This is a genomic window from Fictibacillus sp. WQ 8-8 (assembly GCF_024494405.1).
GTDB classification, from domain to species: Bacteria; Bacillota; Bacilli; order Bacillales; family Fictibacillaceae; genus Fictibacillus_C; species Fictibacillus_C marinisediminis.
On record NZ_JAMXKG010000001.1, the window covers coordinates 380,083 to 404,595 of the forward strand.

Here is a 24,513-nt window from a genome sequence, read left to right on the forward strand (position 1 = left end):
TTTCGGCCAAAAACAGGCATATCAGAGGGAAACATCTGTCGTCCGGATCGCAGCTATCTTATATTATCGATATTCCAAATTTATTATCGAAAATAGCTTTTTATTATCGAAAAACCAAATATATTATCGAAAACGCCCAATATATTATCGAACAAGATAAGCTCGACATCGTTCGACCGGTTCTAACACAATGATTTCGTCAAAGCCCCACCTCCCCACAACAAAAAAGCCCGAACCTGAACACTGCCCTCAAGCAGCACACAGATCCGGGCTCCAATCCTCTTAAATCCACTTAATCAAAAAACCGATCCACTACACGGCTTGCCGCATGCCCGTCTTCCAGTGAACAAAACTTCTCATGAAAGGCTTGATAACGGCCTTCATAGTCATGCTTCACCTGATCAATGTTCTTGATCGCCGCTGTTACTTCATCAGATGTGCGCAGCAGCGGGCCGGGCGCTTCATTTTCAAAGTCCATATAAAAGCCGCGGAGCTGATCACGGTACATCTCGAAATCATAGGTGAAGAACAGAATCGGGCGGTTCATGTTTGCAAAGTCAAACATGACCGAAGAATAGTCGGTGATCAAAACATCAGTCACAAGATAAAGCTCCTGAATATCTGGATAGTTCGATACATTGTACACAAAGTCTCGATATTCTTCCGGAATGTACACTTTATTGCTGACAACGACGTGCATCCTAAGCAGCAGCACATACTCATCGCCGAGTTCTCGCTGCATCTGTTCAAAATCAAACTGCAACTCGAACGTAAACTTATTGTTTTTCGACGTCTGGTTATCCCGGAAGGTCGGTGCGTAGAGAATAACCTTTTTCCCCTCTGGGATGTTCAGGCGCTGGCGGATCCTTTCGGCCAGCTGCTCGCGGTCATCGCGGTAAAAGATATCGTTGCGCGGATAGCCGATCTCAAGCAACTCGCCTTCATAGCGGAACGCACTGCGGAAGGCTTTCGTTGCATAGGCACTTGGTGAGATGAGATAATCCCATGTCTTCGTCGCCCGATGCACACGCTCAACATAACCTTCATCACGGCCTTCAACCTTTTCGATATCAAACAGCATTTTCTTGAGCGGTGTTCCGTGCCATGTCTGGATATACGTCGTTTGCGGGCGTTTCCCAAGGTAGGTCGGGAAGTTCTGATTGTTCACCCAGTAGCGTGCTTTAGCGAGATAGTAATAATAGCTCGGGCTGAGCCGCTTAACAATCTTCGTATCCTCATCGGAAAATCTAATATTCTTGTTATAGATCCATACCTTCTTATAGTTCAGTCCACGGCTGACGATCTCTTCATAAATCGCCCGCGGGCTGTCGGCATACTGCTTGCCTACCCCGCTTTCAAAAACGATCAGGTTTGGGTCAACAGGCATCAACCGCCGCGCAACATTATAGAACAAACGCATGGTAGGAAAATAATATTTGCTCTTTCGGTACCGTTTAAACAACACCTGAAAAAGCTCACTTTCTTTAAGCTTCACAAACCAGTTCTTACGGGGTTCAAATTCTTGAATCGCTTCATAGATCCGATCATTATGATGCCGATCGCGGTATTTTAAAAACTTAGCCGAACGCTGAATATACTCTTCTTCAGCTTTAAATTGCTGATTCGCATACTTTTCTACTTCATCAAGAATGTCATCCACTTCATAGACAATCTGACCTGGTAAATCGTTTTCAAGATCAAGGTGTGAGCGTCTTTTCCCGATAAAACGGTTCTTGTCAAACTGATAATACAAAATGGGCTTATGAAGAAAACTGAAGTCGAAACCGACCGATGAATAATCGGTAATCATCATAGCCGATTCTTTCAAAAGCCGCTGGACATCCACTTCTCCCTGACTGATGATGCGCACGCGCGTACCTGAAAAATAGGAAGTGAATTTCTGCATGTTAGGATGAAGGCAGAAGATCAATTCAAAACCCAGTTTGTCGGCCAGTTCATGCAGTTTTGGATGATTGATCAGTTCCCGGTATCTTTCAAAATACTCACTTTCCAAAAAGATATCGTCATTGATGATCCAGTCCCGCCATGTAGGGATGATGAGAATCTGGCGTTTCGTTTCCACGTCTCCTGCAAGAAGGCTGTCAAACCTTGAGAGCCCCGTAACTTTAACCTCATCGTAATGGTAGCCAAAGTCGCGGACAATCATATTTTTTTCAAAATCAGAACTGACAAGAAATAGATCTGTATCAAATCCCGGTGCTCTCTTTCCATAATTGGCGACCATGTTCTTTGTTCCCATAATACCGTGCTGCAAAAAGACTTTTGTTGCTTTAATCGCCTTTTTATAGCTTTTCGTGCGTAATGGAAACAAATAATCAGGATGATGAGACCCAATCACTTTTCTTGCCATAAATGCATGGAATATATGTTCCTTGGACTTATAATAGAGAACATTGCCAAGCGGTTTCACCTGATTTAATTCAGGCGACGTTTCTTCGATCACGTAATACGCTTTTCTTTTCGGATGCTTCTCCCTGAGATATTTAAAGAAATGAAATCCTGTATCTTGTGCTTTATAAGGCCGCTCACCGACAAGCCATATGTTTTGGCTGCGGTAAAAGGGGCGTAGGAGCCATGACCATCGCTTAATTTTCTTCATATACCAGTAAGCCTCGTGAGAGAATTCATCTGCCTGAAGGGATAGATTAAATCCTTTAAACGTGAAATACGGGGTCAAAGCATAGATATTCTGTCCTCTTTCAACATAGCCATCTTTTAAGAAGTTCCTCGCTCTAAATCGGGGTTTTCCTATACGGATCAGCAGAGGTTCTTCAGCAAAATCAAAGGTTAGTTCAAAGAAGAAATCATAGATGTCCTGTCCGAACGCCAAATCTTCATAAATCCTTTGAAAATCAGCTTCCACTTCGTACTTATAACGGTGCATCCCGTATTTATTCAACGTCTGTTCACTTAATTTTTCCGTAGTAACATCTATTCTTACTTCATTATTTGTATCGCGCCCTTTCAGCAGCAATACAGCTTTCTTGATGCTTGCATCCCTTGTAAATAGCTTTCCGTTAAAGAATAGCTGGTGATTACGGATGACAATCTCATCGATCTGCACCTTTGGCTTGAGCCTGACCATAGCATTGGCAGCCAGCGACACATTGCCTTTCTTTGTTACGTAAATGAACGTCTGCAGACCTTGATCCTCATAAGGAACGTAATGCAGTACCTCCATTTCGTTAAAACGGCCGAGGCGGACGTGGTAGATGACATCTGTACCTTCATCGTCTCTCGTTTGCAAAACCGCCCGTTCTTCAATCTTTGTAAAGGATTCCTCGGTAAAGTGTTCTTTAGGTCGCTGTATATTTAGATACAGATCAAAATTGCTCTTTTCCCCTTCTTTAAAATAGGGAAGAATCTGCTGAATGGAGAATTCAAAAGTGAAATCTGGCGAATTGCCTCCTTCTGCTACTTTAATCATCTCTCCATCTTCCCTCGAGGAAAGAAGCAGTTCTTTTGCAATAATATCTTCTTTACCCAACCGGCCGGTCAGCCTAATAATTTCGTTGTCCTGATGGATCGTCAAGGCTTGTTTATAAGAGTTTCTTTTTTTTATCTTGGGTTGTGGTGTAAAAGGCTTAATCATACGATTTAGGAAATCCCCTTGTCTCTTCATCAAAACTTCTCCTTTTTCTAAATGAACCTTTGTGTCGCCGTAGATCATTATCTGTTTTTTCATTTTCGTTTAAAGAAAAATTATGGTTAGAAACTGTATCAAGTTCCCTTATCTTGTCTAAAAAAAATAGGATGCATTCTCTTTTTCAAGAGCAGCACCCAATTTATTTTCAGTTATATATTATTTCGTTGATTGCAACTCTTTTTTATCCACTGGCGACAGTCCGCTTTGCTTTCTTTGCACTTGTTCTTTAAATCGTTTCTTCTCTTCTTTTGTCATCGCCTTATATTCTTTTAAAAACGCCTGATACTTCGGAAGTACGTCCTTCATTGGTCCGTAATCCCTGACTTCTCCGTATTCTAGCCAAAGAATCTTTTCACAGAACTTCTTTACCTGCCCCATGGAGTGGCTGATAAAAAAGATCGTTTTTCCACGCTCTTTGAATTCGTTCATCTTGTCGAGACACTTATCGGCAAACGTCTGGTCACCGACAGAAAGCGCTTCGTCAATCACGAGGATGTCAGGATCAACCGTCACAGAAATAGCAAACCCGAGACGCGACTTCATCCCGCTCGAATATTTTTTAACCGGCTGATCGATAAACTTTCCGATTTCAGCAAACTCAATGATCTCCGGTTCAAGCTTTTTGATATCCTGCTTGCTGAAGCCAAGCATCAAGCATTTCAGCTCAATGTTCTCACGGCCGGTCAGTTCGTTGTTCAGGCCAGAGGCGATCGCGATAAGCGATACCTCTCCCTTTAGATCGATCGTACCCGACGTCGGCGGGATAATCCCGGAGATCAAGTTGGAAAGCGTGGATTTCCCTGATCCATTGACCCCGACGATGCCGATGACATCGCCTTGATCTGCCTCAAAGCTTATATTTTGAATCGCATAAAAATCTTCGCCATATCCGTTGGGCAGAATGATGTCCAGCAGCTTTTCAGCGGGCTTTTTATACATTTTAAATTTTTTCGTAACATTGCTTACTACAACAGTTTTACTCATGTCCATCTCTCCGCATCATAAGTAATCCACGAATCGGTTTCTTAATTTCACATGCAGCGTGGAACCAATCAGGAACAGTACCAGCACCAGTCCCCAGAAATACAGCGTGTATTCGAGTTTATCACCGAAAAACCAGCCTTTGCTTAAGAGGGCATCCCGGTACCCTTCTACAATATAAGTAAAAGGATTGGCTTCTACAATCAATTTTAGAAAATGCGGCAATTTTGGATTGTTAAATGGATCCCAAAGAATCGGAGTCACATAAAACAGCATCCGCATGATGGATTGCACAAACATCTGTACATCGCGTACGATCGTTGACAGTGTCGAGGTGATCAATGACAGTGAAAAAACGAGTGCTACCGCAGCTAGCATGTAATAAGGAAGCTGCAAATAATATAATGAGATCTTTCCTTTTTCAGTAAATTGAAAGATAACTGCTATGATTCCCAATAATATAGCATTAGGATATAGAATCGAAAATATAACATAGCTTGGAATAACACTTAATGGAAAGTTCATCTTAGCGATAATTTTAATTCGTGTATAAATCGATTTTGACCCTTGCAGGATGGCCGGGCTGATAAAAAACCAGACGACAATCCCTGCAACAAGCCATTGAAGGAAAGGCACACCATCGACCGAACGGTTGCTTCGCATTCCCATCCCAAAGACGATCCAATACACACTGATCTGAATGGCAGGATTCAGGATCTCCCAAAGCATCCCCAAATAGTTATTGTTGTTTTTAATTTTAAGCTCATACATGGATAAACGCATCATCAGGTAAAAGCTGTTAAGTTGTTCTGTTAGTACTTTAAAAGCTGAAATCATTTTCGTAATCCTCTCCCAAAGAGATTGGTTTAGAATACTTTTTGAACGGCTTTGTGAGAAGATTGTCCATTTTCCAGGTAGCAAAATCGTTCATAAAAGTCATCAAAGATCTCTGAATGAATCGTAAATCCGTCTGACTCAAACTTCTCTATTGCTGCAATGACTTCATCTGTTGTCTTCACGAGCGGACCAGGCGCAAGCTGTTCAAAGTCAAAATAGAAGCCCCTCAGCTTATCGCGGTATGATTCGATATCATAAACAAAGAAAATCATCGGCCGCTTCAGGTTCGCATAATCGAAGAACACAGAAGAATAGTCGGTAATCATGACGTCAGATACGAGATAAAGCTCATTGATGTCCCCATGGTAAGAGAAATCATAAGCGAAACCTTCGTATGGCGACAGATCAAAGTTCTCCGCCACAAGATAATGCATCCTTAACACTATAACATAATCTTCCCCAAATTTTTCCTTCAATTGCAGAAGGTCTAGCTCAAGATCAAACTTATATCGTCCTTTGCCGTAGAACTGGTCATCACGCCATGTTGGCGCATAAAGGATAATCTTTTTATCTTGAGGAAGCTCAAGTTTTTCTCTAAGTTCCTTGATGGCCGCAGGATTGTTCTTCGTGTAGAGTACATCGTTCCGCGGATAGCCGACCTCCACTACTTCTTTATTGAAATTAAACGCGCGACGGAAAATCTCGGTCGAATAAGCGTTAGGTGATAGAAGATAGTCCCATTTGCTTGATTCTTTATGGAAGTTCGCTTTGTATTTCTTTGTGTTCGTTCCAGGCATATGAACTTCATCCATATCAGCGGCCAGACGCTTAAGCGGTGTTCCATGCCACGTTTGGAAATAAACCGTATGTTTGGCTTTTGGAATCCATAGCGGCATCCTGCTGTTGGTCACCCAATAGCGGGCACGTGCCATCTTAAAGAGCCATTTTATTGAGAAGCGTTTGGCATAAGGGATGCCGGCATTCTCAAACTTGCTGATACTTCTTCCGTCAACACTCCAGACAAGCTCAAGTTCAGGACGGTTCTCTTTTAAATATTCGTAGATCGCACGCGGATTACAGCTGTACTGCTTGCCGAGAAAACTTTCAAACATGACCAGGTTCTTCTTAACAGGCAGATAGCCAGCCATCTTAAAGGCAACCATATAAGCTTTTTTCGTCTTTTTGTGCTGTTTTACCTTTGTTATCGTGCGGCGAACTTTCTTTTTCAGCTCTTGCACAAAGCTGTATTGAACCACCTTAATGAGCATCGATCTCGTTTTCTTCCGTGCAATGAGTGAGACCTTCTTCTTTCCGCTGTCCGTATTGAGAATAATATACTTGTTGATCCTTCTTTTAAAAGAAATCAGCTGAAGCGGAATTGCCAAATCTCCTTGATCCGGCCCTGCAGTGTCCTCATCCTCCCACTTGAAATAGAGGCGGAATGTCAATGAATTCTCATCTGTATTGCACAGATCCTTTACATGGAGGTGCACCTTAAAGCCTTTTGCTTTATATGGCTGCTGCTCCTGATAGTAAGGATTAAGATCTTCCCGTACAACGTTCTCGAACGGAATCACACGTTCTTCAAAGCCTTCAGGGCCTCCGATGACTAACGTTTTTTCCAGTTCTTCATTTTCGTATGGAAAAGGAGAAAAATAGAACCCTTCCAGCGTCACGTTTCCTCTTTTATCAAGCTCCGCATTTTCCACTTTAACAACTGGACCGCGGTCATGGACTTTAAAGGAAAGGTTTCCTTTGTTCGTCGTATAAGGTGTAATCGCCTGCTTCGTTTCAGGATCGACTATAGAACCAAGTTCAAGGAATGAATGCTTCGTCCTCATACGGTATTTCTTTTCGATAACTCCAAACTCTTCAATGGTTTCTTCCGGTTCGGGATCATCTTCACTGTCATTTTCGTTTACGCTGTCATTGTCAGCATCTGTTGCTGTTTCTTCTTCAGCAGCTTCCCCTTCGTCTGCGTCATCATCTGCATTAACGTCTCCTGGCTGTTCCTGTTCCTCAGGAGACACTGCTTGTTCCGCATGAATGATGAGGTAAACGTCCCAAACAAGCCCTTTTACCATTTCAGCCTGATCCAGCCTGGATTCAAGGACATAATATTGTTCATTTGCCTCTAACACCATAAAAGGAATCTGCCATTCACGGCCTGACATACGCTCAACAAATAGAAGGTGCCCGGCTAAAGGCTCCTGAAAGACTGAATTGTATTTCAAAAGATATTTTACGATAGCAATATCTTGTTTGAATTCAATATTATGAAGAATACATTTTCTTCTTTTGGTGGGTGCAAAACCTTCTTGGATCTGTAAGTTAGCTTCCGCTTGCATTTACGTTTCTCTCTCTTTCTGTTTCAAGAATATATTCAGCCAATAACCGGCTCGAGTGCCCGAAGTGATATTGGTTCCACATGGCCGAAAATTGCTGAACCTTATTCATGTCATAACCCTTTTCTTTAATTACCTTTACCATTTCGAGGCTGTCAAACACGATCGGCCCCGGGACGAGTTTTTCATAGCTGTCCCAAAGCCCCCTTGTTTTACTATACTCTTTTAGATCGTACGGGTAAAAAATCATCGGTCTGTTTAATAATGAAAATTCATAAGGAATGGAAGAATAATCACTAATTAAAATATCGGTAATCAATAAAATTTCATTAATATCAGAACCGGTGGAATAATCAAATGCAAAGCCGGGATACTGCTCTTCAACATTGATTTTATTCTTAAGTACTGGATGGCTGCGGATCAGAAGCACATATTCTGCTCCAAGTTCACGCTGCAGCATATCAAGATCAAGCTGCAGTTCAAACTCATCCAACTGGTCATCCCGATAGGTCGGTGCGTACAAAATCACTTTTTTGTCTTTCAGAACAGTATTTTCCCGATATAGTTTTTCTTTAACAGCTTTCGTCCGATTTCCACTAAAAAAAAGATCGGTTCTTGGTACACCGGTCCGTAAAAAATTGGCGGATGAAAGTTGAAAAGCTTCTTTAAATATATCAGCCATCGCGTCCGATCCAACAACGACTTTGTGAAAGTTTTTGTAAACATGTAAAAACCGCTTATGCGCTCGCCGGCTTCTAAAGGAAATGGATTCATCCTTCAGTCCAAACGTTTTAATAGCGCCCGCGGCATGCCAAAGCTGTATGCATTCTGTTTCTTTTTTAAAATTGGTGACTGACAGGAAACCAAAATAATTATCTACAAGGACCACTCTGGAAGTTGCCAGGTGATACGCCGACCTGGCCATGCTCATTATCGAATTTTCAAAGGTGATAAGTTTTGCACTGTTTTGGTAAGGCTGCAATTTAGGAATCGCTTTTTTCGCCGCCAAAAAAACAATATGGCTATCCGGCTGCAGCTTCTTCAATTCTTCATAAAGAAACACGGAGTTATCCCCAAAAGAGACAACAAAGGTTACCTTATTCTTCCGCACAGGAAACAGTTTACAAAATGTAAACTGAAGCTTGAAGTAAAACAGATACAGCCAGATAGCTATTTCTTTAACCATTTTTAACAGTAAATAGATCTTTTTTGATCTGAGAAGTCGAGATTCCGATCGTACGCGGCAAATAAACAACTTCACAATACTCTTTCAAGAAGTCAAATTTCCCTTCCCAATCGTCACCCATTACAAAAATATCGATGTTGTTATCTACGACATCAGAGATTTTTTGGTCCCAAGTCTTTTCCGCAATGACTTCATCCACATAACGGATGGACTCCAAAATCATTTTACGATTCTCAAAGCTATGGTATGATTTTTTATTTTTGATCGCATTGAACTCATCTGCTGATAAACCAACAGTCAGATGGTCACCAAGATCTTTTGCTCTTCTCAATAAGTTGATATGCCCCCAATGAAGCAGGTCAAATGTACCGTATGTTAACACCTTTTTCATCTTACAATCCTCTCCTTAAATTGATCTAGTTGTATTTACCCTTTTTCCAATAAATTAATAACAGGTAAATATTTTGTAAATTATATCAATGCTTGTCTCTCTCGCTATTAATCTCTTCGCATGGAATTGACGTTTTATTAACTTATTGTAAATGTTTTATGAATAATATAAAGGGAATACAAATTAATAGCTTCTTTATATAATAGCGTTAAAGCACTGCGCGGCCGACAATAAGCTCATTTCAGCCTTACGTTAACGAAATCTTAATATACTTTTTACAAACTTAGAAGTTTCATGGTATACTAGGTTTTAAAAGATGTTCCCCTTTGGAACGTCAATACTTATAATATAATCTTTAAGGTCTTTTTACAAGGTCTTAATAAACAATGACATTTATTTCTTGCTCACTCGATTCATTCGGAATAAATGCAACTCACATATTAAACAGCTGTTGAATGCTCTAGGCATTTAGCTGCAGACAGGACGTCGGACAAACCTAGTCCTTTTGCAGAGGCTGTGCATGATTTAATCACTAAAAGTGGGGAATTAACTATGAACAATACAGTGAACATATTAGGAATAGACTTTCTAAATACAACGATTAACAACTTTATAAATACACTTCAATCTCACCTTGAGGACCGTAAGAAGGCATTCGTCGTAACGGCGAACCCTGAAGTCGTGATGAAGGCGCGTAAAGAAGAAGATTTTATGAGTGTCATCAAAAACGCGGACTACGTGACAGCAGATGGAATCGGCATCATTAAATCAGCAGGTCTTCTCGGACTTCCGCTCCCTGAACGCGTGACTGGTTTTGATCTGACCCTTCGCCTGCTAAGCCTTGCGAATGAGAAAAACTACAGTGTTTATCTGCTTGGCGGTCAGGACAAGGTGATTGAAAAAGCTGCAGAAGCGATTGAAGCGGAATATCCAAACGTGACCGTCGCCGGTTATCATCATGGATTCTTTGATCTGAACGATGATAAAATCCCGAGCACGATTGAGCACATTAAACCGGACATCGTTCTCGTTGCTCTCGGTGCCGGCCGCCAGGAAGCCTGGATCAGCCAGCATCTTTCCCGCTTCGAACACGGTATCTTCATGGGAGTCGGCGGCACATTTGATGTTCTTGCCGGAGAAGTGCAGCGTGCACCAGAAGTTTGGCAGAAGATGAACCTGGAGTGGTTCTACCGCCTAGTGAAGCAGCCATCCCGCTGGAAACGGCAGATCGCTCTTCCGCAATTTGCTTTTAAAGTTCTTCAACTCAAAATGCAGCAGATGACGAAAGTTCCAGTCCGATAAAATTTCATCAAACCATCCCTGGAAAGGAAAGCATTCTTGCTTCTCCTACCGGGGATTTTTTAATGGACTGTGCAGTATTTCCAAATATTTATATTTTTATACATTAGATTGGAATTTCTATGATATAATTCGATAGACAAAAATAAAAATTTTGACAATAACCATGTTGTTTCTGTTGCAACCTACAAGAATAGACAATTCTTTTCGACCCTTATGAGAGTATACAGAAACATATCTTGAAATTGATGAGGTGTCATATGCTTTACGTTACACTGTTCGTATGTTTTCTAGCATCGATCATACTAACACCTTTAGTAAAAAAAGCCGCCTTCTTCATCGGAGCGATCGATAATCCCAACAACCGAAAAGTACATGCGAAAGTGATGCCTCGTGCAGGCGGACTCGCTATTTTTATCAGCTTTTTAATCGGCTTCTGGATTTTACACCCGGAAAGCCCATATACCATGCCCATCCTAATGGGGTCAGCTATCATTATTATGACCGGTTTACTCGATGATATTTACGAATTATCACCAAAAGTAAAACTGGCTGGCCAGATCGCAGCTGCTCTCTGTGTTGTCGTTTCCGGAGGCATTCAGGTACATTTCATCAACCTTCCCTTCGATGGGCGCCTGGAGCTGGGCTGGTTCAGCATTCCGCTAACGGTTCTGTGGATCCTGGCAATCACTAACGCGATCAACCTGATTGACGGTTTGGACGGGCTTGCTGCAGGTGTTTCTTCTATAGTACTGTTTACGATTGCCGCAATGGCCTTTATCATGGGCAACGTCCTTGTTATGGCTATTGCAGGTATCGTTTTAGCTGGAACTCTTGGATTTTTGTTCTACAACTTTCATCCCGCTAAAATTTTCATGGGGGATACGGGAGCATTGTTCCTAGGATTTATCATCTCGGTCGTATCACTCCTCGGGTTTAAAAACGTTACGTTGTTTTCCCTTGTGGTCCCGGTGATCATCCTTGGTGTTCCCATATCTGATACGATCTTTGCGATCATCAGACGGATTCTGCATAAGCAGCCGCTGTCAGCACCAGATAAATCGCATCTGCATCACTGCCTGCTGCGCCTGGGATACTCCCACCGCACAACCGTATTGCTCATCTATGCGATGAGCGCAGTATTCGGAATTGCAGCGATCCTCTTCTCTACATCAACGCTTTGGGGCTCATTGTTCATTATCGCCATCCTTACCCTTGGCATTGAGCTTGTTGTTGAGGGAGTCGGACTGGTTGGCCAAAATTACAGACCCGTATTGAATGCCATCAGGCGGCCTAATAAATAGGAAGAAAGTGAAAACCCCTCTCCTTGGCGGAGGGGGGTTTTTTTGGCGAGTCTGGCTGGATGTCGTTTTTTTGTGAATACCCCTGGCCGTATGTTAGTTTCCATAATGTCCGTTTGGCTCGTATTTCTTCGATTTTGGCTTGTATTTTCTTATTTTGGACAGTATTTTCTCTGTTTTGGCGGGTAAATCATGTGTTTTGGACAGTAAATGAGAATCTTAGCTCCAAAAAGCCGCTTTGGTTGCCCCTGAGTAAGTTTTAAAACCCCAAATTAGTCCTTTTTAAAAAAACTGCTGCCCCAGCCATCCTTTTTCGCTTTTAAAAAGAAAAAAACCATCCACTCCCAGGAGGCTGTCCTCCCGGTATGGATGGTTTTCTCAATTTGTCTATTAGCGGTGCCTGACACGGCGACAACTGGCACCGCGCCATTAACACGGTTATTGGTTCTCTCCGCCGCCTGGGTGTTTGAAGTCTATAAAGGCTGGCGTGATGTTAATGGAGTTGATATTGTGCACGAATAAGACGGCATCAATATCATGCTGGTCAATGTATTCATAGACGCTCTTCTGTTTGTAGTGGCGCATATCTATGATCCGTGTCTCGCTAAAGTTGCGGGACACGAACTGAATCATCGGGTTCACATACGAATCCTTCAGAATCAGCACTTTAGGTCCCTTTGGCTTGTTGGGGTTCTTGATGACAGCCTCCGATACATCTCCAGAGAAATAAGTCTCATAACGGTTGGCATATGTCCCTTCTGACTTTAACTTGGACATGTCATAAAATTTATGGCCGCACGTTTTTCGATAACAGATGGAAATCGGCTTTTCTTTGAACTTCGGCTTAGCAATCGTAATCGTATCCGATTTGGAAGCATACGACTTCGTTGTTTTCCGTGCATCGGATCCATAAAATGTCTCAGGAGCCTCTTTCCATGTAAACTGGCTTTTCGGAATCGGCTTGCCGACACCAGGATGCTGTTTGCTCATTTCATCAATAACCTTTTCATACGCATAATGAGCTGCACGCGGTTTCCAGTGATGGTCGGTGTGGAAATACATATTGTCCTCTTGAAGATGAGGCTGAATAGTCGGCCTTAAATCCATCGCATGAACATCCTTTGAGAAACCTGCCATCAGCTTGTCCGACAGTTCATTGCCGTGAGCCTCGATGTAATCCGGGAGTTTTTTCTCCATAATGGTGGATTTATTCGGTGGCAATGCAAAATACACATCAATGTTTTTCTTTTTCAGCGTATGAGCGAAGGAATTGACCTTATCGTTTACTTCCTTCGTCTTATCTTTCGGATGCACCGGATTGATCAGGTAGCCATTCTTTAGAGAATACACATCCCGTATCTCATCCTTCTGCATGATGTATTTATCAACCGATGCATTGGCTTCAATAAAGGCCTGTCTGCCCGGGAATTGATCATTAAAATAGGCTTCAAATTGTTTAAAATAATCCCCGGAAAGCAGCCTCTGAACCGTCGCATCCGGGCGCATTTTCAAATCCCTGTTCTCCAAGGCTGACACGTGCTGATCATCCTTCAGCCATGTCCATAATCCAAAGCCAAAGATGAACAGCAGCAAAAATCCAACCAAAACAATATCAGCAGCTTTTTTCTTCATGACTTGATCCTCTCCTTTCTCTATGAAATCTTTTAGAAACGGAAATAAATGAATGGGTTAAACGAATTAGACACCATGTAAACGACAGTAATGACGAGGATGACAGCATAATAGCTTGTCACCGCGATATCCCGGCCGAAAATACGGATTCCTTGGGATATTTCCGCTTTGTCCTCGACCTTGTCGATCAAGAGCTTTAATAATGGCGTTGATCCAATGATGGCGAGCAGGATGACTACTCCATACTGGGTAAGATAATAAGAAACATGTGTGTCCCAAAGACCTGTACCATTGAATCCAAACATGGTCTGAATGTAAGCATAAGCGTAACTGAACGTTTCAGAACGGAAGAACACCCAGCCGATAATCACGATAAAAACAGCATAAGAGTGCTGGATAAAACGCGGCAGCTGTTTGAGCAGCTTTCCGAGGAACGCCTTTTCAAGCATGATGAATGCTCCATAATACAGACCCCATGCGATAAACGTCCAGCTCGCACCGTGCCAGATGCCAGTTGCCATCCATACGATGAACAGGTTCCAGTAGGTTCTCATCTCCCCTTTTCGGTTTCCGCCAAGTGGGATGTACACATAATCACGGAACCAGGAGCCAAGCGAGATATGCCAGCGGCGCCAGAACTCACTGATGGAACGTGAGATGTAGGGATAGTTGAAGTTTTCAAGAAAGTCAAAGCCAAACATCTTGGCCAGCCCGATGGCCATATCGGAATACCCCGAAAAATCAAAGTAAATCTGAAGGGAGTAGGCGATGATTCCGATCCAGGCAAGACTTGTCGACATGCTTCCCGGGTTCTGGGCGAAAATATGGTCAGCCACATAAGCGCAGCCGTTGGCGAGAATCATTTTTTTTCCCAGCCCCATAATGAACCGCTTTGTTCCGTAAGCAAACCGCTGGAACGTCTCAAAACGCATTTTAAGCTGGTCAGAAATCGTATGATATCGGACGATTGGCCCTGCGATCAGCTGTGGAAAAAACGCGATATAAAGCGCCAGGTTGATCGGGTTTTTCTGCGCTTTTTCTTTATGGTAGACATCGATCACATAGCTTATGGCGTGAAACGTAAAGAAGGAGATTCCCAACGGCAGCGGAATCTTAGGAATATCGATGCCCGTCCCCAACATTGCGTTAATATTATCCACGATAAAGTTCGAATACTTAAACACGCCAAGTAGAAGCAGGTTAGAAACAACCATGGCTCCCATGATCCACTTCACCTTCGTTGTGTCCTCACGCTTCGCATCGACGATCAATGCAAACACATAGTTCATCGCGGTGGAAAAGAGCATGATAATGGCAAACCGCGGTTCACCCCATGCATAAAAAAACAAACTAGCACCGAGCAAGACCGTATTCTTAAACGGACGCGGAGAAAGGAAATAAAGCACCAATACGATTGGCAAGAATAAAAACAAGAATACAGTTGAACTAAAAAGCATAAAAAAAAGTCCTTTCGTTTGTACTTTATTTTGTAAACATTTTTTAAAGAAGCCGTAAATGCCCCCAAAAATTCGACAAATTTCTTTCCACTCATAGTATTCTTAGAGATAATTGGTTTTTTGACAACCGGTTTCCATCTTTTTAGTTCAAACTTCTGGAAATTACGAAAAGCTGAAGCGCCCTGCAAAGGTCCGACAAGCGCTGGAGCTCTTACACAGCAACACGTTTTTTTGTGTTGAGAGGTAAGAGTGAAGCGTCTCGAGGAACTATGCTGAAGCTAGAAAAAAAAAGCCAAGGACCGCTAAAGTCCTTGGCTTGCTAGGTTATTCCGTTATTTTCAGTCCGATATTATTTGCTTTTGTAGAGTAAAAATCAAATTTGCGGTCCTTATAGTTGATTTCGTTTTTTAAGATACGTTTGATATTGATCAGTTCATAATCGTTGTACCGGATGAAAACCGTAAAGAATGCTGTCTTCAATTCGTTCAGCTTCTCATATGGGATACGGAATTCTCCTTTATTGCCGCTGATCTTGAAATCCGCTTGAATTTCATTAACATAGTTTTTTCTGTCCCTGATCAACACCGTGTTTACATTGGCAAGGTAATCGCCGTAAATTTCGAAGGTCTGCACATACTCTTCATTTTCGGTATAGGAATCGATAGCCCGTGCAAGCATCGGGATCCGGATGTGCTGATACTTGTCTTTTAAAAAAGGAAGCTCATAATACGGAAGCCCTTCTTTGATCACGTATTTTTTGTTCTTTTCTCTTTTCAGCCACGTGAACAGCCTGATGAAATCATCGATCCGGTCCTCCAGAAAAAGATCAGCCGCCGCTCGGTATAACGGAACCTGGAAAGTCTCCCTGATGTCATAGCGGAGGTCTTTGGCCATTGCCATTGCCTCGCGGAGCACGTCAACAAACGCCTCTTTTTCATCCGATTTTACAAACACCTGGCTGTCAAAGGTCTTGAACATATCGATTTCGTACAGACGTGTTAACGCTGCTCTCTCTTTTTCAACAGGCAGATTCTGCGCTTTAATATGCTGTATGACCTTCAGATCGCAGCGCCGTTTATCCAGCACAGAAGTGACCTTTGTGAGTGAACCAGGATTTTCGTCAGTCCGGTTGACGTAAAACACCGGCTTTGTTGTCGTAGAAATCGTATCTACATGGAAAAAGACATCACAGAAAAACTGCTTGTCCTCTCCAAACTTCATATCCGGGAAGCCGATATCATGCTCTTTGAGAAGATCCAGCTTTACCGCTCTCGCCCGTGGTCCCATATGGTAAAACATGCGAGGAATCTCGTACGGTGTGATGCTGCGCCTCTCTTTTACCGACTCATGCTCGCCGATCACAGTCTCAGAATCCGAGGTGACTTTGATCGTTTTCCCGACCGCATAATCATCACCGGTCTCCTCCAGGATGTTCACGAGCGTTTCCAGCCCGACTGGCTCAAGCCAATCGTCTCCGTCTAAAAACGTGATGTACCTTCCCGTTGCGAGCTCGATCCCAATGTTACGCGGAGTACCAGGTGTTCCTGTGTTTTCTTTTAAGGAAACCACACATATGTTTTTATGCATAGACGCATACTGATGAAGAATTTCCTTCGTCTTATCCGTAGAACAGTCGTTCACGATAATATATTCTATGTCATCGAAGTCCATGGTTTGATGAATGACTGAATCAACAGTCTTCTGAATAAACGTCTCTACATTGTAAGCCGCTGTAACGACGGTAATTTTCTTTTTGCGGCCAAACCATTTGGCCAGCCTCCTCGAAGGGTGATTCACGATTTCGATTTTATCACTCTGAAGTATTTCTCTGGCTGTCTGCCGAAAAGGTGAAGACATACGATCCCTCCAATAAAATATTGAATACATACGGCCTTATATTCCCCAGATGTCTCCTTAATAAAACATAAAAACCTTCATGAAAAAATTCATGAAGGCATGCGGACTATATTGTAAAAGTATTAAGCATGAAAGGAATCCGGCCGCTCGGTACGGAAACCGAAATGGTAGAGTATAGCCTCGACGATCCGCCGTGATGCCTGTCCATCTCCGTACGGATTGGACGCTTTCGCCATTTCCTCATAGGCCTGGCTGTTGGTTAACAATTCTTTTGTGATCGTATAGATGTTTTCTTCTTCTGTTCCTGCAAGCCTTAACGTGCCTGCTCCGATACCTTCCGGACGTTCCGTGTTGTTGCGGAGCACTAGCACCGGAACACCGAGTGACGGTGCTTCTTCCTGCACACCGCCGCTGTCTGTCAAAATCAAATGGGCACGTGAAGCGAAGTTATGAAAATCGATGACGCCGAGCGGTTCGATCAAGTGAATCCTTGGATCGTCACCTAAAATTTCGTTAGCCAGCTCTTGAACGGCCGGGTTCAAGTGAACAGGATAAACGACCTGCACATCAGAGAAGTCTTCCACCATTCTTTTAATGGCTCGGAAAATATTTCGCATTGGTTCTCCGAGGTTTTCCCTGCGGTGAGCCGTGACAAGAATGAGACGGTCATCTCCAACCTTTTCAAGCACTTCATGCGTGTAGACGTCCTGAATGGTCGTGGCTAACGCATCAATCGCGGTATTTCCTGTTACGAAGATACTGTCTCCCTGTTTATTTTCATCCAGCAGGTTGCGGGCAGCAGCCGGTGTCGGTGAAAAATGGAGGTCAGCGATCACACCGGTAAGCTGACGGTTCAGCTCCTCAGGAAACGGCGAGAACTTGTTATGCGTCCGCAATCCAGCCTCAACATGGCCGACCGCGATCTGCTGATAATAAGCGGCCAAGCTCGCCACAAACGTCGTCGTTGTATCCCCATGGACCAGCACAAGGTCCGGTTTGACATCGATCAGGATCCCTTCCAGTCCGGTAAGTGCCTTCGTCGTAATCTGGCTTAGCGTCTGCCGGTTCTGCATGATATTAAGATCGTAGTCGGGTGTGATGTTAAACGTATCGAGCACCGAATCAAGCATCTGTCTATGCTGAGCCGTTACTGTCACAACAGGCTCGATCTCTTCCTTGTACTTTTTCAGCTCCATGACGAGCGGAGCCATTTTAACGGCTTCAGGCCGAGTGCCGAAAATCGTCATTACTTTAATTTTCTTCTTCATATTTATACCTCGCTCAGTACAACTGTGTAGGCTGTATGTATTCATTAATGATTCATGCTACCTTTATTTTACGCTGTAGTCAATCAAGCCACAATCAGTATTTCAATTTTTTGTAAATCTGGTGTGATTGAACCGCCAGCTATCACCCCTTCTTATTGGAGAAAAAAGACTTGAGGGTCTCTTTTAAGCGTCAGTATACGATTTATAAATAAGTTTTCGCAGCATCTTAAAAAAATTTGTTCAATTAGGTTTAGATGAGAGACAGCCGGGGTACATAGCTAATATAACCACCACCTAACCCCTAACCCCTGAAAAGAGAGTTATCCTTTTGGATAACTCTCTTTTTTTACTGGTTCATTTTTAACGAGATCTGCTGAATAAATGGCCGATTTCATGGCGTCCCCGTTCATTAGTTTTCGGAACGCAGAACCTGATACTTCAATTGTTCCATTAAACCCTGTGATCCTTACCTTCGTAGGCCGGGTATACTTTTTTTCCACGATCTTGATATTGACTACCTCACCAATATTGAACGAAGCAGCCCTTTTGCTGATCTCTTCAAAACTTAGTTCGTACGTCCACCAGTTTTTCGCGTATTTCGACTGATCATATGGATCTGGCTTACCGACTAAATAAGGAAAATCCGTACTCCAAACGAATCCAGAACCCACCGTGTACCCGCCGGCTGAGGCAGAAAAGTAAGCATTGATCAAGGCCCCTTTGTAGGTGATGACCTCGCCTTTTGTCTCACCATTGATGATGGCATTGACGTTGGCTGCTTCCTGGCCTACACCTTTATAAACCTGTGAATCGATGGTGTCGTAAACGTCCCATTTGCCTGCTGGACTGAGGTGCTTTAATGCATAGGTTCTAGCAGCGAGTGTTTGGGCCATGATGGCTTCAGGATGCCATTTGGAACTGACCTCTGATGGCACCACTCCCTGCAGATACGTTTCCACGTTTAGGCGGTTGATGACATTGATTCGTTTCTTTTTATTGTCGGAAAACGACACTTCCAGCACACCGTTATAATTCATTTTCTTATGAGACAAATATTTTCCTTTTACAGAAACCACTTTAAAAGGCTGATCAATATAGGCTGTTTCGTCCCCGTTAGTAAGTAGAAACTCCCCGTCTTCCACGGTAACGTTCGTTGGAGTTTGAGCAGCCGGTTCAAATAATACATTGCCCTGCATGTCCTGGATGGAATAGCTCCCTGTTCCGTTCAAGTCAACCGATGTTTTTTCTTTTGAGAGGCAGACACGAATATTTTGTTTCGACGTGTCGATTTTTTTAAAATCAACCCCGGTGTAATAATACTTCAGGATATCATGATAACCGAAGCCTTTTTGCGCCATGCCGAGTGCGCCCCATTGCGTCATTCCAACGGCGTGGCCCCACCCTTTTCCGGAGAAAGAATAGCCTTTGTAGGCAGGCGAAACAGTAGCTTTCAGCACGAGCCTCGTCAGCGTTTTCGGTCCGGCAATCCCGTTGTCTTTATACTTGATGGACTGCTGGAATTTACGAAGGGCTTCAAACGTATTTTTCCCAAACACTTCGTCAACACCTAACCTGTATCCCGCTTTCGTCAGGTAAGCCTGAAGCAGCCGGACATCAGGTCCCTGGTGGCCAGATTTTAGTGTCCGCTTAAAGCCTTCCGGGTAAGGCACCGGTACAGCTGGAGCCAGGGGCTTTGCCGCTGATGCCGTTGTATTTGCCTTTACGATGGCGTTTAATGTTTTGAGATCTGCCGTTCCAGTAGCGTTCAGCTTATTCTTTTTCTGAAAGCTGACCACCGCATTATAGGTTTGAGTTCCGAATTTCTTGTCCGCCTTAAGGGTTTGTCCAAGCTTAATCAGATAGGACTGGAGCTTGCCGACATCATTTCCGCTCATCCCCTTTTTTAGATCCCTGCTGAAGCCTGATGGATAGGCGGCTCTTTGTGCTTTTTTGGGGGCGGTTTCTTTCTTCAGGTCCAGCTGGAGCTGTTTCACACTTGTGCCCTTGCTCCCCATTTTTAAAGCAGGCGAATCCGCTGCAGCTGCCTCGGCAGACGGAAAGGCGATGGAAATGGCCATGGATAAAACCAGTAAACTTTGAAACTTCTTTTTCTTCATCTTCTCCCCCTGCATAAGTCCTTATAAATTGTATAAATATGTATTTAATTACGACTAATTACATAGTAAGGAAAAATAACCTATTTTTCTACAATTATTTTAAATTTTGTAAAATTTTCATTCGACATAGATAGAGCGAGGGCCATCTATCCCCCGCCAAATCTATTACTCTTTCCTTTTTGAAGGACACGTATAAAAGGAGCCGGAATGCTGACCTGTCCTGCAGGCTCAGCATACACGGCATTCTGCGATAAAGCTGGCTGGGCTGCTGTTTGCTTTTTGTGCAGCTCCAGTAACTTGCTTGCTTGCAAAAATCGGGTGCTGGCATCCAGTATTCCTGTTTCATTGAGTCTGTGTTTCTTTTGAAATAACTTCACAGCGGTTTTTGTAAGGATCTCCAGATTTACAGACTTCTTCCCAGGAATTGGACGAATAAGTATATTCAGCTTTGAACGCAATGGATCTCTCACTGCCTTTCTATCCTCATCCGAATGCAAGACGGCTAATATGGCCGCAAGCACTGCCTTTCTATCAACTTGGTGTGCTGATCGTTTTCCAGGAGGTTTTTATCTTGAAATAAAAAGGCTGATTGGATGATGAATGTTGATGGATGAAAAGACAGACTTAAACGCCAAGGCATTTGCAGAGATTTATAGTAGTTATATCGGCAGGTTTTCTCTATTTTTGAATACCTTTAAGACAAAAAAGTGGTGCCTGGCACCTCTTTTTGACAATTGTCAAAACAGGGTGCCAGGCACCGATAAATTCTGTTAATATATTATTGATTTGGAATAGACATCCAATAAATAGTTTTATATGATAGAAATGCCATATATATGCAAGTGACAAAGGGAGCAAATTTATTATGCTGGGAATAGTAAAAAAGGTTATGGAAGGATACTCTTCCGCAGATATTAAACGATTTAACAAGCAAGTACAGCAAATCAATGAGCTTGAAGCCCAAATTTCACTCTTATCGGATGAGGAGCTGCAGCAGAAGACACCTTATTTTAAAGAATTGCTGAACAGCGGAAAGACGCTGGAGGATATCAAGCTGGAAGCTTTCGCGGTTGTCCGGGAAGCCGGCAAACGGATCCTCGGCCAGCGCCACTATGACGTACAGCTTCTCGGAGGACTCGTCCTTCATGAGGGCTCGATCGCCGAAATGCAGACAGGGGAAGGGAAAACACTCGTTGCCTCACTGCCGAGCTATCTGAACGCGCTTGAAGGAAAAGGCGTTCACGTTATCACAGTCAATGAATATCTCGCAAGCCGTGACTTTGAAACCATTGGGAAGATCCATCGTTTCCTTGGCCTTGAGGTCGGTTTGAACACATCACAGATCTCTAAAGAAGAGAAGCAAAGAGCCTATTCCGCCGACATTACATACGGAACGGGCAATGAGTTCGGTTTTGACTATTTGCGCGATCATATGGTGCTTCACTCTACTGAAAAAGTGCAGCGCCCGCTTCAATATGCGATCGTCGATGAAATTGATTCTATTTTAATCGATGAAGCAAGAACTCCGCTGATCATCGCCAATAAATCACAGCTGTCGGCTGATCTTTTCTATATTACAAACCAGATCGTCTCCATGTTTAAAAGAGATGATCATTATGAACTTGTTGCGGATACGAAGCAGCTCTTCCTTACCGAGAAAGGTGTCCAGACGATCGAGCGTTCTTTCGGCATCTCCAACCTCTTTGATGAAGAGCATCAGCTGTTGTTCCATTTTGTTCTTCAATCTCTTCGTGCCCACGCGGTCATGAAACGCGATGTGGATTACATCGTAAGAGACGGGGAAGTAATGCTTGTTGATTCGTTCACTGGACGCGTTATGGAAGGACGAAGCTACAGTGACGGGCTGCAGCAGGCGATTGAAGCAAAAGAAGGGCTTGAGATCAAAGACGAGAACGAGACCCAGGCGACCATTACCATCCAGAACTATTTTAGAATCTACAGCAAACTGTCCGGCATGACAGGTACAGCGTCTACGGAAAAACAGGAATTTTACAACACGTATCATTTGAATGTCGTTGAGATTCCTACGAACCGCCCGAGACAGCGTGCTGACCTGCCAGATGTTGTCTACCGCACAATTGCTGATAAGTTCAAACGAATCGTGACCGATATCAAATCATTTCACGCGACCGAACGTCCGATCCTTGTTGGAACGACCTCCATCGAGCAATCCGAACACCTGGCTTCCCTTCTCGACAAGGAGAGCCTGCCATACCTGATCCTGAACGCAAAAAGCGAAGAACAGGAAGCTCGCATCATTTCCATGGCCGGGCAAAAAGGAACGATCATGATCGCGACGAACATGGCCGGACGCGGTACCGATATCCTGCTTGGTGAAGACGTATCTGATCTCGGCGGACTCCATATTATTGGAACGGAACGCCATGAAAGCCGCCGTATTGATAACCAGCTGCGCGGACGTGCCGGACGCCAGGGAGACCCAGGTTCCTCCCAGTTCATTCTGTCTCTTGAAGACGAGCTCTTCAGCAAGATGGATAAAGAAGAAATTGAAAAATGGATTAAAAAAGCCGAAACAAACAGTACAGGGGAAGTTATCAAGCCTGACCCTCTTAAGTTTGTGAACAAAGTACAGCTTTCCATTGAGGGAATCTTCTATTCCGCACGTGAACACCTGCTGAAGGTGGATAACGTTTCCGATCAGCAGCGCAAGGTCGTTTATGCGCTGCGCAACCGAATCCTGGACGAACCATCGGTTTACCCTCTCATCCAGGACAGTACTAAGGAATATGCCACACATGTGGTCGACACCTATTGTGTGGAAGAACTGCCTTTTGAGGATTGGAATCTTAATGGCTTACGTGCTGACCTTCAAAAGATTTTCCCAGAACAGACGTTGACCGATTCTATGTTTAACGATATGGAAAAAGATGAGATCCAGGATGTTGTTGATGGGTTTTTGGCTGAGAGGAACAGCCTGATGGAACGCTTGGCTGCAGAGGAGAACATGGAGCGCGGCCATGAGGTGAAAGGCTTTATCCTCCGGTCTCTCGATACCCTTTGGCTGAGCCACCTCGAAACGATGAATTTTATAAAAGAAGGCATGCACCTGAAGAGCTATTCTCAGGAAGATCCTTACCGCATGTTTGAAAAAGACGCGTACGAGGCCTTTTTGGACATGCATAGAGAATGGAACCAAGAAATTACCATCCAGTTTGCGCCTGTTGTTCAATACAGCCAAACGGAATTAACCGGAGGACAGTAATGCTATCCTTTTTCAAAAAAAGCACAAATAGTAAAGATACAAACGAGGCATCCGTGGCGGTCGTAGAGCCGGTCCAAGATACGGATGCCAGCCAGGAGCCCGTTGCTGAAGAGGCTGAAACTGTACTGCACATCCATCCGGAATGGGATATCACCGTTCAGGAGCGCTACGTGTATCAGTTTCATCATGCCCAGCTGCCTAAATTAAAACCGAACCAGATTTCGATCTCCAAAATTGATGTTGTATCCGATGACGACAGTTTTATGGTGAACGCGTTTATCCGCAACACCCTGTCAAAGAGCATCCGTTTTGAGGAAGTCACATTGCTCCTTCTTGATACTGAAGGGACCGTCTTCGCACGGAAAACCTTTGACCTCGAGCTCATGGGCGATCTGCCGGCTAACACTTGCCAGCCGTGGATCTTCCTGTTTTCTGAAGAAGACCTGCTCGGAAACGGCTTTCCAGCCAAAGAAGAGTGGAGAATTGCATTTGAACTTAAGAAGAAAGCACCGTCTGAGCACCAGCTCATGCTCCATGAAAGCTGGGAGAACAGCTTGAATGACATGCAGAAAACGAGGCTCTATGAGATGGTGAATAACCTTCCTCCGCTTACAGCCGGTGAGATCAACTTTATGGGAATCGAAGCCCGTATCGGTGAAAACAGCGATCTGTCTGTTACCCTGCTCATCCGCAACGGAAGCGACAAGGACATCAAGGTGGAGCAGCTGCCGTTATGCTTTGAAGACGCAAGCGGCGAGCTGACCGCCAAAGGAGCATTCCAGCTTACCGATTTTGAAGTGAAGGCCAATACGAGCAAGCCATGGACCTTCATTTTTCCGGAGGCGCTGCTTCTTAACAAAACACCTGATCTATCGGCGTGGAAGGTCTATCCTCCACAATCATAAAACAAAAGGAGAAACCCCGGCTGGGT

15 protein-coding genes and 1 pseudogene are annotated in these 24,513 nt (G+C 43.7%); 4 read left to right on the plus strand and 12 right to left on the minus strand.

Going from position 1 to position 24,513, the window contains the following annotated elements:
* Positions 1 to 292: 292 nt before the first annotated feature.
* From M1K46_RS01950 to tagD, 6 genes and pseudogenes are all read right to left on the minus strand, one after another.
* Positions 293 to 3,643 (minus strand): CDP-glycerol glycerophosphotransferase family protein, encoded by a 3,351-nt coding sequence (locus M1K46_RS01950; protein WP_256224640.1) that lies wholly within the window; start codon positions 3,641 to 3,643, stop codon positions 293 to 295.
* Positions 3,644 to 3,865: 222 nt separating this feature from the next.
* Positions 3,866 to 4,651: pseudogene (gene tagH / locus M1K46_RS01955) on the minus strand (teichoic acids export ABC transporter ATP-binding subunit TagH); the annotation flags it as partial.
* 15 nt (positions 4,652 to 4,666) lie between these two features.
* Positions 4,667 to 5,485, minus strand: a complete 819-nt coding sequence (locus M1K46_RS01960) for an ABC transporter permease (RefSeq protein ID WP_256224641.1) — start codon at positions 5,483 to 5,485, stop codon at positions 4,667 to 4,669.
* A gap of 29 nt (positions 5,486 to 5,514) precedes the next feature.
* Positions 5,515 to 7,833, minus strand: coding sequence for a CDP-glycerol glycerophosphotransferase family protein (locus M1K46_RS01965; RefSeq protein WP_256224642.1), 2,319 nt, complete (start codon positions 7,831 to 7,833; stop codon positions 5,515 to 5,517).
* The gene (locus tag M1K46_RS01970; protein ID WP_062237712.1) at positions 7,817 to 9,016 is read right to left on the minus strand and encodes a CDP-glycerol glycerophosphotransferase family protein; all 1,200 of its coding nucleotides are present in this window, start codon (positions 9,014 to 9,016) and stop codon (positions 7,817 to 7,819) included. Before M1K46_RS01970 ends, M1K46_RS01965 begins: the two co-directional genes overlap by 17 nt.
* Positions 9,009 to 9,407 carry a glycerol-3-phosphate cytidylyltransferase gene (gene tagD, locus M1K46_RS01975; RefSeq protein WP_091002799.1) on the minus strand — a complete coding sequence of 133 codons (399 nt, stop codon included), beginning with the start codon at positions 9,405 to 9,407 and terminating at the stop codon, positions 9,009 to 9,011. Before tagD ends, M1K46_RS01970 begins: the two co-directional genes overlap by 8 nt.
* A 552-nt stretch (positions 9,408 to 9,959) precedes the next feature.
* Here tagD and M1K46_RS01980 point away from each other — a divergent pair.
* Entirely contained in the window at positions 9,960 to 10,709 is a 750-nt protein-coding gene (locus M1K46_RS01980) for a WecB/TagA/CpsF family glycosyltransferase (protein WP_256224645.1), read from the plus strand.
* 257 nt (positions 10,710 to 10,966) lie between these two features.
* Complete coding sequence (locus tag M1K46_RS01985; protein WP_256224646.1) at positions 10,967 to 12,010, plus strand: glycosyltransferase family 4 protein; 1,044 nt, start codon at positions 10,967 to 10,969, stop codon at positions 12,008 to 12,010.
* Positions 12,011 to 12,445: 435 nt separating this feature from the next.
* Here the strand turns inward: M1K46_RS01985 and M1K46_RS01990 are convergent, their stop codons facing one another.
* From M1K46_RS01990 to M1K46_RS02015, 6 genes are all read right to left on the minus strand, one after another.
* A complete protein-coding gene (locus M1K46_RS01990) occupies positions 12,446 to 13,639 on the minus strand; it encodes a DHHW family protein (RefSeq protein ID WP_256224647.1) in 1,194 nt (397 codons plus the stop codon).
* Positions 13,640 to 13,671: 32 nt separating this feature from the next.
* Positions 13,672 to 15,096 carry an MBOAT family O-acyltransferase gene (locus M1K46_RS01995; protein WP_062237703.1) on the minus strand — a complete coding sequence of 475 codons (1,425 nt, stop codon included), beginning with the start codon at positions 15,094 to 15,096 and terminating at the stop codon, positions 13,672 to 13,674.
* 324 nt (positions 15,097 to 15,420) lie between these two features.
* Entirely contained in the window at positions 15,421 to 16,953 is a 1,533-nt protein-coding gene (locus M1K46_RS02000; protein ID WP_256224648.1) for a glycosyltransferase family 2 protein, read from the minus strand.
* A gap of 122 nt (positions 16,954 to 17,075) precedes the next feature.
* A complete protein-coding gene (wecB, locus tag M1K46_RS02005; protein WP_256224649.1) occupies positions 17,076 to 18,221 on the minus strand; it encodes a non-hydrolyzing UDP-N-acetylglucosamine 2-epimerase in 1,146 nt (381 codons plus the stop codon).
* A 320-nt stretch (positions 18,222 to 18,541) separates the two neighbouring features.
* Positions 18,542 to 20,338: a SpoIID/LytB domain-containing protein gene (locus M1K46_RS02010; protein WP_256224650.1), complete on the minus strand. Its 1,797-nt coding sequence runs from the start codon at positions 20,336 to 20,338 to the stop codon at positions 18,542 to 18,544.
* Between the two features lie 146 nt (positions 20,339 to 20,484).
* Positions 20,485 to 20,808, minus strand: a complete 324-nt coding sequence (locus M1K46_RS02015; RefSeq protein WP_256224651.1) for a peptidoglycan-binding domain-containing protein — start codon at positions 20,806 to 20,808, stop codon at positions 20,485 to 20,487.
* A 395-nt stretch (positions 20,809 to 21,203) separates the two neighbouring features.
* Here M1K46_RS02015 and secA2 point away from each other — a divergent pair, with 395 nt between their 5' ends.
* Together secA2 and M1K46_RS02025 are read left to right on the plus strand one after the other, a co-directional pair.
* A complete protein-coding gene (gene secA2 / locus M1K46_RS02020; RefSeq protein WP_256224652.1) occupies positions 21,204 to 23,582 on the plus strand; it encodes an accessory Sec system translocase SecA2 in 2,379 nt (792 codons plus the stop codon).
* Positions 23,582 to 24,487: an accessory Sec system S-layer assembly protein gene (locus M1K46_RS02025; protein ID WP_256224653.1), complete on the plus strand. Its 906-nt coding sequence runs from the start codon at positions 23,582 to 23,584 to the stop codon at positions 24,485 to 24,487. Before secA2 ends, M1K46_RS02025 begins: the two co-directional genes overlap by 1 nt.
* Positions 24,488 to 24,513 lie beyond the last annotated feature (26 nt).

Excerpts from the sequence above, each read along its gene's own strand:
- M1K46_RS01950 (WP_256224640.1), bottom strand. The coding sequence starts at position 3,643 with ATGAAGAGACAAGGGGATTTCCTAAATCGTATGATTAAGCCTTTTACA.
- M1K46_RS01960 (WP_256224641.1), bottom strand. The coding sequence starts at position 5,485 with ATGATTTCAGCTTTTAAAGTACTAACAGAACAACTTAACAGCTTTTAC.
- M1K46_RS01965 (WP_256224642.1), bottom strand. The coding sequence starts at position 7,833 with ATGCAAGCGGAAGCTAACTTACAGATCCAAGAAGGTTTTGCACCCACC.
- M1K46_RS01970 (WP_062237712.1), bottom strand. The coding sequence starts at position 9,016 with ATGGTTAAAGAAATAGCTATCTGGCTGTATCTGTTTTACTTCAAGCTT.
- tagD (WP_091002799.1), bottom strand. The coding sequence starts at position 9,407 with ATGAAAAAGGTGTTAACATACGGTACATTTGACCTGCTTCATTGGGGG.
- M1K46_RS01980 (WP_256224645.1), top strand. The coding sequence starts at position 9,960 with ATGAACAATACAGTGAACATATTAGGAATAGACTTTCTAAATACAACG.
- M1K46_RS01985 (WP_256224646.1), top strand. The coding sequence starts at position 10,967 with ATGCTTTACGTTACACTGTTCGTATGTTTTCTAGCATCGATCATACTA.
- M1K46_RS01990 (WP_256224647.1), bottom strand. The coding sequence starts at position 13,639 with ATGAAGAAAAAAGCTGCTGATATTGTTTTGGTTGGATTTTTGCTGCTG.
- M1K46_RS01995 (WP_062237703.1), bottom strand. The coding sequence starts at position 15,096 with ATGCTTTTTAGTTCAACTGTATTCTTGTTTTTATTCTTGCCAATCGTA.
- M1K46_RS02000 (WP_256224648.1), bottom strand. The coding sequence starts at position 16,953 with ATGTCTTCACCTTTTCGGCAGACAGCCAGAGAAATACTTCAGAGTGAT.
- wecB (WP_256224649.1), bottom strand. The coding sequence starts at position 18,221 with ATGAAGAAGAAAATTAAAGTAATGACGATTTTCGGCACTCGGCCTGAA.
- M1K46_RS02010 (WP_256224650.1), bottom strand. The coding sequence starts at position 20,338 with ATGAAGAAAAAGAAGTTTCAAAGTTTACTGGTTTTATCCATGGCCATT.
- secA2 (WP_256224652.1), top strand. The coding sequence starts at position 21,204 with ATGCTGGGAATAGTAAAAAAGGTTATGGAAGGATACTCTTCCGCAGAT.
- M1K46_RS02025 (WP_256224653.1), top strand. The coding sequence starts at position 23,582 with ATGCTATCCTTTTTCAAAAAAAGCACAAATAGTAAAGATACAAACGAG.